Origin of the sequence: Curtobacterium herbarum, assembly GCF_016907335.1 — a bacterium.
GTDB lineage: Bacteria > Actinomycetota > Actinomycetes > Actinomycetales > Microbacteriaceae > Curtobacterium > Curtobacterium herbarum.
In genome coordinates this window covers 2917262-2931083 of record NZ_JAFBBT010000001.1, presented here as the reverse complement: position 1 = coordinate 2931083, position 13822 = coordinate 2917262, and the positions used below count along the sequence as shown (strand labels likewise).

The following is a 13822-nucleotide window of genomic DNA, read 5'->3' as shown; positions in this document are numbered from 1 at the left end:
CCGTTGGAACGACTCTCCTGGCTCACTTGCGATGTAGGGCGTGCCGCAACCCGCTAGTCTTGAGCAGCAGTTTTAGTGACTGTTTAGCGTGAGTTCATTGCCGAGGTCTGGTGAATCGAGGTAATGAATTCACCGGAGCGACGCGAACGGTCCCTCATCGAGGCTGTTCAAAAAGCCAGCCCAGAGGTGCGTGGCCCGCTCTCGGGCATCCCGACTGAGCTCGTGCAGCTCCTCTGCAGAGAGATCGATCGCCGCTCCTGCGGCGCGCGTCCAATCCGCTGAGCGCTCACCCGCCAACAGCTCCTCGTGAGCGGCGAGGAGCGCCCGGAGCGAGCTGTTCCTCGGGCCTACCACGGGTGTACCGAGCTCCAGGCACCGAACCGCGATACCGCTCTGGAAGAAGCGTCGATAGGGGATCAGGACCACAGATGCGCTTCGGATCAGATCGTCGAGCTCGTCCTCGGGCACGAAGCGATCGTCAACATGCCACCCTTCGACCGCAGGCCAGCCGCGACCGGTGATCGCGTAGCGCCCCGCGGCGCCGTCTTCGGCGATCGACTTGAGGAGGTCGAGGTCTCTGTCGGCCTTGTACTGACCGAGCACCCGCACGACCTCGTCTTCGGGGCGAGACCGCCCGATCTCCGGTTCCAGGATCGGATGCGGCAACAGGACGAGTGTGGCTGCCGGCAGCGCCTTGCGGACCTCGTCGGCTGCCGCTTCGCTGAGGACGATGATCCTCGCGCGTCGACCGAGTAGCCGGGCGAAGGAACGGGACACCGGACCGTAGCCCAGTGACCGGACCAGGGGGACAGGATCGTGCACCGTCAACCAGGCGCCGGGCAAGCACGCCGCGATGATCAGCAGATCCACGTACCCGAGCACGGGCCAGGTGACCACGACGCGTGCGGGTCGCGACGGTCGGCGTCCCCTTCGACGGAGCTCCCACAGCGCCTGCACGTACCGGAGGACCCACCGTGAGCGAGACCCGCCACCAGCGGAAGGCTCAGGGAACTCAAGCACGTCGGTCGGCTGACCCGACGCCTCGAGCACGCTGACCAGTTCACGGCGGTAGTGCAGCAGGGCCGCGCCGAGCGGGTTCAGGACGACCGTTCGCGTCGTCATCGAGCGAGCCGTTCTGTGAGTCCGCGGCTGATGCCACGAACCACGTCGAGAACGGGCCGCACGGTGCGCCGTCGGATCGACTGCGGGAGGGCAGCCCGCAGCGCGACGAACGGCACGAATGCGATCCGCAGGCGCTGGCCGTTGAGGCGGAGAAGCAACACGAGGTTGCGGCCCAGGTAGAACATCGGTGTCCCGCCGGAGCTCTGGTGGACACGAGCGGCGGGCACCCAACCGATCGCATGGCCCGCACGTTCGAGGCGGAGGTGCAAGTCGACTTCCTCGACGTACATGAAGAAGGACTCGTCGATGCGGAAGCCGGCCAGGAGCGGAGCTCGGTAGAGGACGAAGGCTCCGTCGAGCCACACCCGGCGAACGACGGCCGACTCACGGCGGGCGAAGACGACATCGGGCGCCGCGCGATGGTCGTGGTGCCGCGGGATCCGAGCCCAACGGGTCAGCTTGCCCCCCGTCGACCACACTTCGTCTCGACCGTCGTCCGTTGTGGTGAGCAGCGTCGGGCCCACAGCACCCATGGCTGGGTCCGCGTCGAACGCCGCTTCGAGGTCGGTCAGTGAACCGGCTGCGATGCGGACCTCGTGCGTGGCGACCAGGAGGAACTCGTAGGAACCACGTGCCTGGATCGCACGTACTCCCTGGTTGACGGCCGCCCCGTACCCCTGGTTCGCAACGAACAGCAGAGTGATCTCCGGCGGTACGACGTCCCGCAGCTGCTGCTCCGACGTCTGTTCTTCACTGTTGTCGACGATCAGGATGTCGGCCTTCGCAACTCCTTCTGACATCAGGTCGGAGACGACTGCTCCGATGGTGTCGTAGCTACGGTGGTGCACCACGACTGCTCCGGTACGACCTGTCATCGTGCGTTCTCCTGTCCGACGCGGAGCCATCGATCGGCCACGATGCGTCCGTCTACGGTCGGAAGAGCCGCGACGACCGCCTGCGGATCGAGTGGCTGGGACAACGCAGTCGCTACTGCATCCGACAACGCACGGTCGGTACCGTCCGCGATGAGGTGACCATGGGCGGCGAGCCACGACGAAAGCCCGGTGTCGGATGTGCTGACCACGGTGACTCCGGCCGCCAGCGCTTCCTTGATGGGGAGCCCGATCTGCTCGCGCCAACGGCCGTCGCGTCGGGAAGGGGCGACCAGTACGGCGCTCTCCCGGAGGAGCTCAGCAACGCGAGCATGGGGGAGACGGCCCATCACCTTCCGGCGATCCGCATTGCCCCGAGCCCATGTCAGGACGTCGTCGGACAAGGGGCCATCGCCGACGATCGTCAGGACTTCTCCCGGCAAGGCCAGTTCGACCTGCTCCCACGCCGCTTGCAGTTCAGCGATCCCCTTGCGTGCTTCGAGCGCGCCCACGAAGATCGCGCCACGGCGTCCGCTCGAGCCAGGCACGTGCGTGGTCGGCCGACCAGGCAGTTCCTCGATGAGCGCGCTCCGCACCCGGCGGAGGAACGGCAGCGCCTCGTAGCTCTGCTGCGCCCCGCGCGAGCCGAAGGCGATCGCGTCGACCAAGAGCCGAGCGGTTCCTCCGACGAGCGCCAGGGCGAGGGTGACCGCCGGCTTCGGGAGAGACCTCATCCCGAAGAGCGCACGACGAGGATCGTTGTTCTCGATCGCGTAGAACACCCTCCGACTCGGACCGCGCGTGCAGATCTTGTGGACCACCAGGACCGCGACCGTTCGAGGAAGCTCCCTCGCCCACAGGAGTTCGGGCACCTCGAGAAGGCGCACGTCTCCGCGGGCGACCGCTCGCATCGCCGACCGAGTGGTCATCGCGACGAAGTGCTCCGGAACGTCCGCAGCCGGCAGATCGTAGTTCCTGCTGAAGAACCAGCCTTCCGCAGGCGTCAACCGGGAGTCCCGCTGCACCTGCGCCGCTCGGAGCTCCGGGTAGATGCGAACCGAGCGGGTCGCTGTCCTCATCGCTGTTTCTTGTCGATGAGATCGACCAGTGCCGTCTCGTACGCGCTGCAGACTCCGTGCCAGGAGTACTCGGTCTGCGCGCGGTCACGTGCGGCCTGCCCCAACCGTTCCCCATCGCCAGACGTCATCATCTCGTTCACTCGTTCGACGATCGAGTCTGCATCCGGCTGCACGAACACCCCGGTTCCAGCCAAGGTCTCGCGGTTGTAGACCGTGTCTCGTGCAACCGTCGGGGCGCCACTGGCCATCGCCTGGACCAGCGCAGGGTTGGTGCCGCCGACACTGTGCCCGTGGAAGTACGCTCCGGCGTGCTGCCAGAGAGACTTCAATCGATCGTCGTCGTTGACGTGCCCGAGCCACTGGATCTGCGACGAACCATCTGCGAGCGCCTTCGCAGCCGTGTCGAAGTCTCCGTGGAACCCGTCGCTTCCGACGATGACGACGGGCCACCGGCGGGAGAGGACCTCTGCTGCCCGGAAGAACTCGTTGACGCTGTTCTCCGGGACGAACCGGGCGACGTAGAGCACGTACCCGCGGTGCTGCAGGCCTGCGTCGACCGGGAGCTCCTCGTGCGTGTCGCCGCCGTACGGGATGAAGGTCCCATCCGCCTTGAACTCGTGCTTCCAACGATCGCCGATCGCCCGAGCATCGAACACGAGCTCGTCAGCCCAGCGAGCCGACATCACCGCTCCTGCTCGGAAGACCGACTTCGCGGCTCTGTTCCACTTCGCACGGTCCCACTCGATGCCGTCGACGTTGAGCAGCGTGGGAACGCCTCGAGCGCGGAGGGCAGGCAGGAAGAACCCGTTGGCAACGTTCATGATCAGGGCCACATCAGGCTTCCGCAGGACAGCGGATGCCGTTGCGGTGGCCCCGAAGGACAGTGTGCTGAGCGACTTCGAGTTCACTCCCCAGCTGTAGACGCTCCGCACACCATCGTGGCGCTCGGGGTCGTCTGCCTGGACCGAGCCCTTCCGGCCGTACACGGTCACGTCCCACCCGGCGTCCGCGAGGAACGGTGCGAGTCGGCGAACCGCAGTCTCGAACCCTCCGTAGTAACTGGGATACCCGCGAGTACCGATGATGGCCACGGATCGTTTCACAGATGGCTCCGCTCGATGTCTTGGACGGTCGGACCAATCGTAGGTGCAACGTGGAGGAAGACTCATTGCTCTCGACTGTCTTGCTGATGCGGAGACCCGCGTGAACGGCAAGCAATCCAGCGACGCGCTACCGAGCGAGGCGTCTCGGCGTGAGGAACCCTAGAATCAGATCATGTCCGACCTGCCCGAGTCGCGACGCGCTGCCGTACGCCGGGGGTCAGGGGCCCGCGTCGTGCTGTGGATCGTCCTCGCCATCGTTCTGCTCTTGCTCGCTGCCGTCGTCTGGGTCGGTGTCAGGGGACTGCTCGCCAAGCAGCACCTCGAGCGCTCGGTGAGCCTCGTCGACACGCTCAAGACGGAGATCGTGGCTGGCGACTCCGACGCCGCGAAGCGGACTGCGCAGGAACTGGAAGACAACGCCGGATCGGCGCGGAGCCTGACGGGTGACCCGGTGTGGGGTGCCGCGCAGTACACACCGTTCTTCGGGACGAACCTGCGCGCGGTCCGACAGGTGGCTGTGGTCGTCGATGACGTCGCGACCGGAGCGGTCCGCCCGGTCGCCGGCGTGATCGGGGACCTGAACACCGAGGGGTTCGCCCCGAAGAACGGGCGGGTCGACCTGCAGCCGCTCGTCGATGCGCAGCCAGCCGTGGCCCGGGCCACCACGACCCTGACGCGCGCCGACGCTGCCGCAGCGAAGATCGACACCACCGCGACGCTCTCGCCGGTCACCGCCGCGGTGAACCGGCTGCGCAACGCCCTCGGTTCCGTCTCCCAGCAGGCCGCCACGGCGAACAAGGTCGTGCAGCTCGCTCCGGCGATGCTCGGACACGACGGGGACCGGAACTACGTCCTGCTGTTCCAGAACAACGCCGAACTCCGCGCCGGCGGCGGGATCCCGGGAGCAGTGGCGCTCCTGCAGGCCAAGGACGGGGCGATCAGTCTTGGTGACCAGGCCGCCGGGTCCTCCTTCGGCCCGTACGACCAGCCCGTGCTGCCGCTGTCGGCCGACACGACGAGCCTGTACGGCAACATCACCGGGCGCTACATGCAGGACGTCAACCTGACCCCGCGGTTCGACGTCACCGGAGCGCTCGCCCGCGAGATGTGGAAGCAGAAGTTCGGCCAGCAGGTCGACGGCGTGCTCGCCATCGACCCCGTGACCCTGGGCTACATCCTCCGCGCGACCGGCCCGGTGCAGCTGGCGACCGGCGACACCCTGACGTCGGACAACGCCGTGAAGCTCCTGCTCAGTGACGTCTACGCGAAGTACCCGGACCCGACGGTGCAGGACGCGTTCTTCGCCTCGGCCGCGAGCGCAGTGTTCGACAAAGTGTCGAGCGGCGGGTTCGACGCGAAGAAGCTCATCGCTGCGCTGGCCGACGGGACCGCTGACGGTCGACTTCGGCTCTGGAGCGCAGACGCTGCCGAGCAGAAGCAGATCGCCGGAACAGCGGTCGCGGGCGCACTGCCCACGACGTCGAAGCGGACTCGTGAGTTCGGCGTCTACCTGAACGACGGCACCGCCGCGAAGATGGACTACTACCTCGACAAGAAGGTCTCGGTCGGCAGCTCGGTGTGCCGGAAGGACGGCCGACCGACCTCCGTGGTCGAGGTCACACTCAAGAACACCGCTCCGGCCGATGCCGCGACGAGCCTACCTCGCTACGTAACAGGCGGGGGCGCGTTCGGGACCGAGCCCGGCAAGATCAAGACCCTCGTCGCGGTCTACGCGCCGGCGAACGCGATCTACCTCGGCGCATCGCAGGACGGCAAAGGTGCGGCGCTCCAGACGACGGTCGACGGCGAGCACCCGGTCGCACAACTCGAGACGCTGCTGGCACCGGGGCAGAGCACCACCTTCCGCGTGGCGTACCTCGGCGACGCGAAGTACGCCTCGGCCGGTGTGCAAGCGACGTCGACGCCCGGAGTCCGGTCGTCGAAGGTCGAGCCGCTGCAGTTCGACTGCGCGAAGCCGGTCCCGGTCGGTTGAGACGCCCGTCGGCCGTGCGCTGGCGAACTGTAGGGTCCGGACCTCGTTCTCTGCCGCATGTGAGCGCGGTGAGTCGCCGCATAGCGCTGTGTTACGAGACCCCCACTCCTGGGGGTCTCCAGCGCGCTGAGTGGGTACCGAGGCTTCACATCTCGTTGCAAGATCGACGTTCGAGTGTCCGGATGTCCTCTTGACCTGGGGTTTTCTCGGACCCGCAGTCGATTCGAGTCGGATCCGGTGGTAACGAACGCTGTTGCCTGGGAGTCGATTCAGCCCCAGTTCACACATTCGTTGCATGAAGGGTGGCAACAGACTGAGAAAGTCCGCTAGATTGAGGGAACTTCGCCAATCGCACTCGCCGTCACCGGTCGTGGGGGATTGACATCTGCGGAGGCAGGACTCTGGTATCAGGGTCTGTCAGATCAGATAACTAGGGGAACTACTTCATGAAGAAGATCATCGCCGCGGTCGTGCTGGCTGGCGCCGCACTGCTCGCAACTCCGGCCGCCGCCAACGCCGCCGGTTACGCACCCGACTCCAGCGTTGCCGTCTCCGGCAACTACGTCGCTGGTGGCGTCGCCAACGTCAGCTTCACCGATGGCGCGTTCCAGAACAACGAGACCGTCAACGTCCAGGTCACCGGTGCTGGCGCCGTGACCCTCGGTGCGCTGCCGACCACGACCGTCTCGAAGGCGTACACCGCCTCCCCGACCGGCGCGCTCGTCGTCAAGGTCACCTTCCCCCAGGGCGCCTCGGGCACCTACAACCTGACCGCCACGGGCGCCACCTCCGGTGTCACCGGCCTCGCGTCCTTCACGGTCGCCCCGGCTGACGCTGCTGCTGTCGCCGCCGGCAACGGTGCGACCGGTGTCAACGGCACCAACGGTTCGCTCGCCTTCACGGGTTCGACCATCTCCGCCCTGGCCCTCTGGGTCGCCGGTGGCGCAGTCGTCCTCGGTGGCGGCCTGCTCGTCGTGCGCGGCTCGGTCCGTCGCCAGCGCGAGACCGTCTGAGCTTCAGCTCACTGAACGAAACCCCCGGGGCCGAGAGGCTCCGGGGGTTTCGTCGTTCGCGGGGCGTGGGTCAGGTCACGACGAGCAGGACGGCGACCACGCCGATGACGAGGAGTGGGGCGACCACCCACAGCCACAGCGGGAAGGCGGAGGGCCGACGGTACGGTCTGCGATTCGGGTTCACGTGCTGACCGTACGACCCCCGAGTGGTGGACAACGCTGGATCAGAGCCCGCGATGCTGAATACCATCGAGTTTTCGGCTGATCGTCACACGTCGGACACAGAGCCCGGCGCCTTCGGCAGTTCCCACACCTCGGCGTACCGCTCTCGCACCAGCGGCCACACCTGCGCCACGGCGTCCTCGACCGAGCGAACCGAGTCGCTGAGCGGCGGGGTGAGCACGAACTCGTGGGGGATCGGCCGGCCAGAGCGGTCCTGCCGTCCTTCGGGGTCGGGGAACCGCACGGCGAGGAACCCGGTCCGGCGCCGGATCGTCGCCGGCACGTCCCGGACACCGGCGAACGCCTCCTCGTAGCGGGCGAGCGGGTCCTGACCGGGCTGCTCGGTCGCCAGGAAGCGGAAGCCCCACGTGCGGCCGCGGGTGGCCCAGATGAAGCTCATGCGTCGTCTCCTCGGCGGAGCACCCGGTCGTCGACCCCGCGGTCCAGGTCCTCGGCGAAGCGGGCGAGGATGCGTGTGGTGAACTCCCGTTCGGCTTCGGCCTGGTCCTTCACCTTCGCGACCTTCTTGCTCGCGAAGCTGACGGCCTTCGAGCCGAGCCCGCCGCCGATCATGCTGACGGCGGCGCCGACCAGGTTCGACTTCACGAACTTCGACGTGCCGAGGAACCCGACGACCGGGCCGACGAACTTCAGCAGCTGCTCGGCGACCTGCGCGCCGCGCTGCCGGGTGGAGGCCCACTTCGCGAACCGCTCGAACGGCAGCATCGCCGTCATCGGCAGCAGCAGGTCGACACCGGTGCGGGTGGTGACGTCGATGGCGTCCGGCTCGAACTTCGCCGAGGACAGCAGCAGGAAGTCCTCGCCGACGTCGAGCGCGTCGGGGTCCTCGACGAAGCTCTGCAGCACGCTCCGCAGTTCGTCGAGCTCCCCGCCGGCCTTGCCGATGACGAGCTCACGGAACTCCTCGACGTCCAGGTCGGGCAGCAGGTCGGCCTTCGACAGCGCGAGGGTCCAGATCCGGGGGAACCGGGTCAGGCGCTTGCCGTCATCGAGCACGTCGTCCCGCAGGGCGTAGAGCCCGGTGTGGAAGTCGGTGAGCAGGGCCTTCAGGTAGCGCTCCTCCTCACCCGCGTTCTCGGCGAGCAGCTGTCCGTCGACGAGCACGAGGGCGACGTCTGCGCTGAGGAGGGACCGGAAGGTCTCGACACGGCGGGCTTCCTCGTCCGCCGAGCTCGGGTCCTCCTCGAACCACTCACCGGGGTAGTCGTGCCACACGATGCCCAGGGGCTTCGCCGCCCTCTGCTTCGATCGGCCCTTCGGCAGGTCGTCCGCCGACGGCTCGATGACGAACCGGTACGAGGCGGCACTGAAGCGGTTCGCACTCGGCAGGGTCGAGCTGTCCCGCATCCCCAGGTAGTTGCGGTGCAGCGCCCGCCCCTGCGCCCGGTCCTCGGCGGTCACGGCGTACCGGTTCGCCCGCCGCACCTTCGGCTCCTGCGCCGCACCGTAGAACGACGAGAGCAGCACGGTCTTCCCGCTACCACTGCCGCCGAAGACGGCGATGTGCTGTTCCATCGTGGTGCTGGTCGAGGCCATGCTCCGACCGTAGGCGCGTGCACCTGCGCGCTCTGCCCGCCACCCCGCCGCTGAGCGATCACGAAGGATAAGGTCGAGGGAAGCTCGGGCCCGGGCCGGATCCGCACGACGGGGGACGCAGATGCAGGTCAAGCACGTGATGGGGGTCGCCCTCGGGGCGGCGGTGCTCGCGACGACACTGGCGGGGTGCACGGCCTCGGCCTCGGTGTACCGCACGGTGAGTCCGGACAGCTTCGAGTCGACGGTGGTCAAGGCGCTGCAGAAGATCTCCGACGCCACACCGGAGGTCGACTGCGGGGACGACGACATCGCACTCAAGGACGGCGCGAAGGTGCACTGCGACGTCAACACCAAGGGGTACGACGTCGTCTACGACTCGGTCGTCACCATCAGCACGAAGGGCACCGAGTCCTACAGCGTGCACGTCGAGGTCGACGACCAGCCCAAGTCGTGACCGACCAGCAGCGCTAGACCCGCCGCCGCCTAGCGGCCGCCGCGAGCAGCACGACCCCGAGCACCGCTCCGAGGACCGCGCCCATCGTGTTCGCGACGACGTCGTCGATCGTGGCGAACCGCGCCGGCAGGAACAGCGCCTGGCCGGTCTCGATCGTCGCGCTGACGAGCAGGCCCGCGCCCGCGCCGGCCCACCACCAGCGTGCGCCGGCGAGCAGGACGACGAGCAGCCCCAGCGGCACGAAGAACGCCACGTTCGCCAGCGACTCGATCATCACGTAGTCGAACCAGCCCGGCGCGCCACGTCGTTGCGCGGCACCGATCAAGCGATCGAGCCACGGCTGCGCGCTGGCGTCGACGGGCGTGCCCCAGAAGCCGATGAGGACCACCGCCACCCCGTAGGCGACGGCCAGTACACCGGCGACCCGGCGACTGCGGCCGGTCGCGTGGGCGCTCGTGCCGCCGCGGCGGCGGAGCGCGTGTCCGGAGGCGACCACCCGTCGGACCGCGGCCGACGTCACGTCGGGCACGTCGGGTTCCGATCGGTCGGGGGTCACGGGAGCGACGCTACCGGTGCGTGCCTTTAGACCGGGTCCGCCGCGGGGCGGACCGTCGGACGGGAGGCGCGCCCCACCCAGCTGGATCCCGTCCAGAAAGCGAGTACCCCGGTTTGTCCCCTGTACCCCGGAAACGTGACGTTCCGTCCCGGTTTTCCGGGCTTCGATACCGGAGTGCATCAGGAGAACCCGTGAATCGACGGGGATGGCTCGTGGGGGATCGGTGCGCGCCGTACCGTTGTCCCGCAAGCAGATGTACCCCAGAACGTGAAGGAGCAGGGCCATGACGATCATCAGCCACGACGTGCACCAGGTCGAGGTGACGCTGGACACCGACACGGTGGACACGATCGCCGTGCTCGAGGCCCAGGTGGCCCACACTCCGTCGCGCGCCTCCCTGTCGTGGGCCGAGGTCGAACCCGGCCTCTGGTCCGCCAACTACGGCGGCTACTTCGGTGGCACGGTCGACAAGCGCGACGGGCACTACTTCGTGTCCGACACGTTCGGCCAGTACGTCGGGGACTTCCGCTCGCTGGAGGACGCACAGTCGCGTCTCGCCGAGCGTCTGCACATCGTGCTCCCGTCGGTCATCCGCCCGGTCGACTGACCGCCACGGACGACTGATCACGGTCACCCGACCACGAGGGATCGCGCGCAGCAGCGAAGCACCACCCGGAGCACGACCTCCGGAACAGCACGACCAGGGCCCCGCCGGAACACCGGCGGGGCTCCGACGTTCCCGGGACAGTCGGGCGCCGGTCAGTCGGTGCGGAGGGTGTCGTTCTCGTCGGAGGCCACCGGCTCGACCGGCTTCCAGCCGTACCAGCGGCCGTCCACCTCGGTGGTGAGGCGGCCGTCGCCGCAGGTGACGAGTGACGAGGTCGGCAGGCGATCGGGCAGGAAGCCCGCGGTCATCGCCGGGCCGCCCTTCGCGCCGTCGACCGGCTTGCACGCGCTCGTGTCGACGCCGTCCGCCGAGGTGAAGCCGATCACGTAGCCCGGCTTGCTCGTGTCGATACGGACGTCGATGTCCTTCGCGTCCGCCGGCACCCATTTCGGCATGAACCAGGCGAGGTCCTCGGAGTCGGCCTTCGACGGGGCGTCGGCGTAGGTGTCGTAGTGCTCCTGCTGCTCGGGCAGGTACGGCTTCACCACGCTGCAGCCGGCGAGGGCCAGGACGACGACGCCCATGCCGAGGACGCCGACCGCGGAGGTCAGGGCGGAACGCTCGGATCGGGTGGTGGGCTGGGTGGTGTCGTTCGTGGTGGGGTGCTGCGTCGAGGTCATGTGTCCATCGTCTCGGCGGCGTGCCTGCCCGGGAATGTGGCCACCTGCCGGACCGGGGTGGGGATGACCCCCGGGTGGCGGGATTACTGTGCGGGGATGGCTGACGATTCGATGCGCGCGCTGTTCTCGAGCGCGATGACCGTGGTTCCGGGTGGCGGCGACGTCGGGCGGGCGGCCGGGCTCGTGGGGCTGCTCGGGCTGCTCACCGCGATCGTGTCGGGGGTCGGCGCCGTGGTGGTGGGGGTCGGCACGTTCGTCGTCGTGTTGGCACCGATGGTCCTCGGGTTGGGTCTGTTGCCCGGCTTGCTGCCGAGTCCCTGACGGGTTCGTCGCCGTCGGATCCGTCGTGTCAGGCGATCCGTTGCCAGGTGGACAGCGCCTCCCAACGCGTCGGGTCGAACCGGAACGCGCTGCCCATGCCCGGCTGGTCGAGCTCACGGGTGATCGGGACCCGGGTCAGGCTCGCCAGCAGGAGCGCTCCGACCCCGCCGTGTGCGACGAACACGATCGAACGCTCCGGCGTCTCGGCGACGAGCCGACGGACCGCGTCTTCGACCCGGCGTTGGGCGTCGACGGCTCGTTCCCATCCGCGGACCGACTCGACGGGCCGAGCGAAGAACGCGTCCACGGTCGGCTCGAACTCCTGCGGGTCGAGGTAGCCCGTCGCGCTGCGGTCCATCTCGCCCAGCCGCGCGTCGACCTCGGCGTCGAGCTGCCACGACCTGGCGAGGACGCGGGTGGTGTCGAGCGCCTTCCGCTCGGCGCTGCTGACCAGGCGCTCCGGCCGGGGCAGGACGGAAGCGGCACGTCCGGCGCGGGCTTCGCCCTGTGGTGACAGGCCCCAGTCCTCGATCGGCACAGCGGGGTCCACGACGACCTCGGGGTGGGTGAGGAACGTGCAGTGCATCCGACGACAGTACTGTCGAGGTGTGGTCCTCGTCGGTGGTCGAACCGTGCTCGAAGTAATCTCGCCGGAGCTCGCGCGCCGCATCGTCGCCCGCGACGAGCAGCCGGGCGACGACTGGGATCCGGAGTACCCCTTCGCGGACGAGCTCGACCCCCTGCGTTCGCTCGCGGCTGCGTCGAGTACCGACCCGGTCTTCACCATGTACCTGGTCCGGCGGCGATCGGACGGCCTGGCGGTCGGCGGCATCGGATTCTTCGGCCCACCGGACGGAACCGGCACCGTGGAGTTCGGGTACGGGCTCGTGCCGTCGGCCCGGGGTGCAGGACTCGCGACCGAGGCCGTCGAACTGGCACTCCGGCACGCGGCGGACAACGGAGCACAGGCGGCCGTGGCGGACACGGACGTCACGAACCTCGCCTCGCGGCGGGTCCTCGAGAAGAACGGCTTCGTCGAGGTCGAGGTCGAGGTCGAGGTCGAGCGCCGTGCGGCGTTCCTGTACTACCGACGGGAGCTGGCCTGACGGACGGTCGCCGCGCCTCCCGACCGGTGCCCGTCGCCGTCAGACCTCCCAGTCCGACGAGTACGTCCTGCCCTGCAGCAGTCGTGCCAGTTCGACGTGGACCGACACCGTCTTGTCGAGACGACCGGCGCGGTCGGGCCGCAGCTGGTCGCCGTCCCAGTCCCGCTCGGCGAAGTACGCCGTGTAGGGGTTCACGATGCACTTGAAGTCGAGCATCAGTGACTGCGCGAGTGGTCCGGTGGCCATGGTGCTGTGCGGCAGACCGGCAGCGCAGACGAACGTGACGACCTTGTCGAACCACGCCGCGCGCCGACCTGCTCCGGTCGCGCCGGTGGACTCGATGAGCGACTTCACGGTCGACGACGGCGCCCAGTTGTAGATCGGGAAGGCGAGGACGACGCCGTCCGCTTCGTCGATGACGCGGTGCACGGTGCTGAACGCGTCGCTGTCGAAGACCTGGTCGTTGTCGAACTGCGGTAGCGAGACGTCCGCCAGGTCGATGACCGTGCTCCGATGTCCCTGCGAGGAGATGGCGTCGGCCGCGTGCTCGGCGAGACGGCGACTCACGCTCGCAGGGTCGAGGCTGCAGGAGAAGACCGGGAGGCTCAGCGACGACACACGAGCACGGTACCGAAGCGACGGGTCATCCGGCGGTGGGGTTCCCCAGCGGGATCGCATAGCGGCGGAGTCGGACGGCCCCACGGTCCTCCCGAGCGACGACGACCCCACCCACGTGTTCCAGCGTCGCGATCGACCCCGCGTTGTCGTCGTGACAGACGGCGGTGACCGAGTCCCACCCGTGCTCTTCCGCGAAGGCCAGCACCTCACGGAGCGCCCACGTGCCGACACCTCGACCGCGCGCGGACGGGCGGACGCCGTACCCGACGTGGCCCAGTCGCGGTACCCGCTCGTCCTCCGCGCACCTCAGGGCGATGCCGCCCAGCACGGTTCCGCCGTCGACGATCCACCAGAGGGACGTGGGGTCGTGCCGCCCGCGTTCGAGCCACGCCCGGAACCCGTCCGCGCTTTCGACGTCGTCCGTCGGTCCGATGCCGAACCCGTCCTCATGGAGGCCCGGCCTCCACTCGTGATGGGCCTCCAGCCAGGCGTCGCGCAGCTCCGGACTCGGCTGCACCA

Annotated in this window: 17 protein-coding genes; 6 read left to right on the top strand and 11 right to left on the bottom strand. The window is 68.6% G+C overall.

Annotated elements, in window-relative coordinates:
* Positions 1–129 precede the first annotated feature (129 nt).
* Genes JOD51_RS13970 through JOD51_RS13955 form a run of 4 tightly spaced genes read right to left on the bottom strand, consistent with a single transcriptional unit; the run spans position 130 to position 4164 of the window.
* Positions 130–1122: a glycosyltransferase family protein gene (locus JOD51_RS13970; RefSeq protein WP_204609510.1), complete on the bottom strand. Its 993-nt coding sequence runs from the start codon at positions 1120–1122 to the stop codon at positions 130–132.
* Entirely contained in the window at positions 1119–1997 is an 879-nt protein-coding gene (locus JOD51_RS13965) for a glycosyltransferase (protein ID WP_204609508.1), read from the bottom strand. The genes JOD51_RS13970 and JOD51_RS13965 overlap by 4 nt, the downstream gene beginning before the upstream one ends.
* Complete coding sequence (locus tag JOD51_RS13960) at positions 1994–3073, bottom strand: glycosyltransferase (RefSeq protein WP_204609506.1); 1080 nt, start codon at positions 3071–3073, stop codon at positions 1994–1996. Before JOD51_RS13960 ends, JOD51_RS13965 begins: the two co-directional genes overlap by 4 nt.
* On the bottom strand, positions 3070–4164 hold the full coding sequence (locus JOD51_RS13955; protein WP_259557452.1) for a glycosyltransferase: 1095 nt from the start codon (positions 4162–4164) through the stop codon (positions 3070–3072). Before JOD51_RS13955 ends, JOD51_RS13960 begins: the two co-directional genes overlap by 4 nt.
* Positions 4165–4348: 184 nt before the next feature.
* Here JOD51_RS13955 and JOD51_RS13950 point away from each other — a divergent pair, with 184 nt between their 5' ends.
* A complete protein-coding gene (locus JOD51_RS13950; RefSeq protein WP_204609502.1) occupies positions 4349–6169 on the top strand; it encodes a DUF4012 domain-containing protein in 1821 nt (606 codons plus the stop codon).
* A 446-nt stretch (positions 6170–6615) separates the two neighbouring features.
* Entirely contained in the window at positions 6616–7182 is a 567-nt protein-coding gene (locus JOD51_RS13945; protein ID WP_204609500.1) for a hypothetical protein, read from the top strand.
* Positions 7183–7450: 268 nt separating this feature from the next.
* On the opposite strand, the gene JOD51_RS13940 is transcribed toward JOD51_RS13945, so the two are convergent.
* Complete coding sequence (locus JOD51_RS13940) at positions 7451–7804, bottom strand: hypothetical protein (RefSeq protein WP_204609498.1); 354 nt, start codon at positions 7802–7804, stop codon at positions 7451–7453.
* Positions 7801–8961 carry a TRAFAC clade GTPase domain-containing protein gene (locus JOD51_RS13935; RefSeq protein ID WP_204609496.1) on the bottom strand — a complete coding sequence of 387 codons (1161 nt, stop codon included), beginning with the start codon at positions 8959–8961 and terminating at the stop codon, positions 7801–7803. The genes JOD51_RS13940 and JOD51_RS13935 overlap by 4 nt, the downstream gene beginning before the upstream one ends.
* A gap of 121 nt (positions 8962–9082) precedes the next feature.
* On the opposite strand from JOD51_RS13935, the gene JOD51_RS13930 reads away from it, so the two are divergent.
* On the top strand, positions 9083–9415 hold the full coding sequence (locus JOD51_RS13930) for a hypothetical protein (protein ID WP_204609494.1): 333 nt from the start codon (positions 9083–9085) through the stop codon (positions 9413–9415).
* A gap of 13 nt (positions 9416–9428) precedes the next feature.
* On the opposite strand, the gene JOD51_RS17605 is transcribed toward JOD51_RS13930, so the two are convergent.
* Positions 9429–9971, bottom strand: coding sequence for a VanZ family protein (locus tag JOD51_RS17605; RefSeq protein ID WP_204609492.1), 543 nt, complete (start codon positions 9969–9971; stop codon positions 9429–9431).
* 283 nt (positions 9972–10254) lie between these two features.
* Between JOD51_RS17605 and JOD51_RS13920 the strand changes: the two genes are divergently transcribed.
* A complete protein-coding gene (locus JOD51_RS13920; protein ID WP_110904938.1) occupies positions 10255–10578 on the top strand; it encodes a hypothetical protein in 324 nt (107 codons plus the stop codon).
* Positions 10579–10730: 152 nt separating this feature from the next.
* Here the strand turns inward: JOD51_RS13920 and JOD51_RS13915 are convergent, their stop codons facing one another.
* A complete protein-coding gene (locus JOD51_RS13915; RefSeq protein ID WP_204609490.1) occupies positions 10731–11258 on the bottom strand; it encodes a hypothetical protein in 528 nt (175 codons plus the stop codon).
* Positions 11259–11354: 96 nt separating this feature from the next.
* On the opposite strand from JOD51_RS13915, the gene JOD51_RS13910 reads away from it, so the two are divergent.
* Entirely contained in the window at positions 11355–11579 is a 225-nt protein-coding gene (locus tag JOD51_RS13910) for a hypothetical protein (protein ID WP_204609488.1), read from the top strand.
* A gap of 28 nt (positions 11580–11607) precedes the next feature.
* Here JOD51_RS13910 and JOD51_RS13905 read toward each other — a convergent pair whose 3' ends face one another.
* On the bottom strand, positions 11608–12165 hold the full coding sequence (locus JOD51_RS13905; protein WP_204609486.1) for a histidine phosphatase family protein: 558 nt from the start codon (positions 12163–12165) through the stop codon (positions 11608–11610).
* Between the two features lie 22 nt (positions 12166–12187).
* Here JOD51_RS13905 and JOD51_RS17190 point away from each other — a divergent pair, with 22 nt between their 5' ends.
* Positions 12188–12685, top strand: coding sequence for a GNAT family N-acetyltransferase (locus JOD51_RS17190; RefSeq protein ID WP_204609484.1), 498 nt, complete (start codon positions 12188–12190; stop codon positions 12683–12685).
* A 39-nt stretch (positions 12686–12724) separates the two neighbouring features.
* Here the strand turns inward: JOD51_RS17190 and JOD51_RS13895 are convergent, their stop codons facing one another.
* Together JOD51_RS13895 and JOD51_RS13890 are read right to left on the bottom strand one after the other, a co-directional pair.
* Positions 12725–13363 carry an NADPH-dependent FMN reductase gene (locus JOD51_RS13895; RefSeq protein WP_239539885.1) on the bottom strand — a complete coding sequence of 213 codons (639 nt, stop codon included), beginning with the start codon at positions 13361–13363 and terminating at the stop codon, positions 12725–12727.
* Positions 13329–13820, bottom strand: coding sequence for a GNAT family N-acetyltransferase (locus tag JOD51_RS13890; protein WP_204609480.1), 492 nt, complete (start codon positions 13818–13820; stop codon positions 13329–13331). Before JOD51_RS13890 ends, JOD51_RS13895 begins: the two co-directional genes overlap by 35 nt.
* Positions 13821–13822 lie beyond the last annotated feature (2 nt).

Coding starts and splice junctions, on each gene's coding strand:
- JOD51_RS13915 (WP_204609490.1), bottom strand. CDS start 11,258: ATGACCTCGACGCAGCACCCCACCACGAACGACACCACCCAGCCCACC.
- JOD51_RS13920 (WP_110904938.1), top strand. CDS start 10,255: ATGACGATCATCAGCCACGACGTGCACCAGGTCGAGGTGACGCTGGAC.
- JOD51_RS13965 (WP_204609508.1), bottom strand. CDS start 1,997: ATGACAGGTCGTACCGGAGCAGTCGTGGTGCACCACCGTAGCTACGAC.
- JOD51_RS13895 (WP_239539885.1), bottom strand. CDS start 13,363: ATGCGATCCCGCTGGGGAACCCCACCGCCGGATGACCCGTCGCTTCGG.
- JOD51_RS13960 (WP_204609506.1), bottom strand. CDS start 3,073: ATGAGGACAGCGACCCGCTCGGTTCGCATCTACCCGGAGCTCCGAGCG.
- JOD51_RS13905 (WP_204609486.1), bottom strand. CDS start 12,165: ATGCACTGCACGTTCCTCACCCACCCCGAGGTCGTCGTGGACCCCGCT.
- JOD51_RS13970 (WP_204609510.1), bottom strand. CDS start 1,122: ATGACGACGCGAACGGTCGTCCTGAACCCGCTCGGCGCGGCCCTGCTG.
- JOD51_RS13910 (WP_204609488.1), top strand. CDS start 11,355: ATGGCTGACGATTCGATGCGCGCGCTGTTCTCGAGCGCGATGACCGTG.
- JOD51_RS13945 (WP_204609500.1), top strand. CDS start 6,616: ATGAAGAAGATCATCGCCGCGGTCGTGCTGGCTGGCGCCGCACTGCTC.
- JOD51_RS13940 (WP_204609498.1), bottom strand. CDS start 7,804: ATGAGCTTCATCTGGGCCACCCGCGGCCGCACGTGGGGCTTCCGCTTC.
- JOD51_RS13930 (WP_204609494.1), top strand. CDS start 9,083: ATGCAGGTCAAGCACGTGATGGGGGTCGCCCTCGGGGCGGCGGTGCTC.
- JOD51_RS13950 (WP_204609502.1), top strand. CDS start 4,349: ATGTCCGACCTGCCCGAGTCGCGACGCGCTGCCGTACGCCGGGGGTCA.
- JOD51_RS13935 (WP_204609496.1), bottom strand. CDS start 8,961: ATGGCCTCGACCAGCACCACGATGGAACAGCACATCGCCGTCTTCGGC.